The following is a 613-nucleotide window of genomic DNA, read 5'->3' as shown; positions in this document are numbered from 1 at the left end:
CGACGCTCCGACCACACCCCGCTGCCGGTGTCGCCCGGCGGCCTGGTGCTGCTTCGCTGCCTGGCCGCCGACCCCGGACGGGTCCGCAGCCGCGACGAGCTGCTGGACGTCCTGCCCGGCGACAGCCGCGACCCGCACACGGTCGAGGTGGCCGTGGCCCGGCTGCGCGAGGCGGTCGGCCGCGACGTGGTCCGCACCGTCGTCAAGCGAGGCTACCGGCTCGAGGTCGCCGGCCCCTGACCTCACAGTCGCCCGGCGGGCACCGAGAGGCCGCCGTCACGCAGGGTTCGCACGCCGCAGACCGACGCGAAACACCGTCTTCCTAGCGTGGTCGGCGACGCAGGAGGTACCCGTGCACCAGATCGTCGTCGCCAGCCACGGCACCCGCGACCCCCGCGGACGCCGTGCCGTCGCGTCTCTCGCCGACGCGCTGCGCCGCGTGGTCGGACCGCTCGAGGAGTCGTTCGTGGACGTCCAGGAACCGAGCCTGGGCGCCGTGCTGGACGCCGGCAACGGTCGCTGGGCGACGCGCCGGGTCGTCCCGCTGCTGCTGTCGGCCGGGTTCCACACCCGGGTGACGTCGCCGGGCCGCCGCCGTCCGGGGTCGGACCGT

The 613-nt window shown here is 76.0% G+C and carries 2 protein-coding genes; both read left to right on the top strand.

What is annotated here, in order from left to right:
- Window positions 1-240 (top strand): winged helix-turn-helix domain-containing protein (locus AC2W7G_RS18065; protein ID WP_485869645.1); only part of this gene is annotated, 240 nt, incomplete at its 5' end.
- A gap of 112 nt (window positions 241-352) precedes the next feature.
- Window positions 353-613, top strand: a 261-nt coding sequence (locus tag AC2W7G_RS18060) for a CbiX/SirB N-terminal domain-containing protein (protein ID WP_485869644.1), incomplete at its 3' end; no start/stop codon positions are given.

Source organism: Aeromicrobium sp. PFPM2_SD2 (assembly GCF_057364525.1).
The sequence above is the reverse complement of the archived record's forward strand: the minus strand, read 5'-3'. Positions and strand labels throughout refer to the sequence as shown.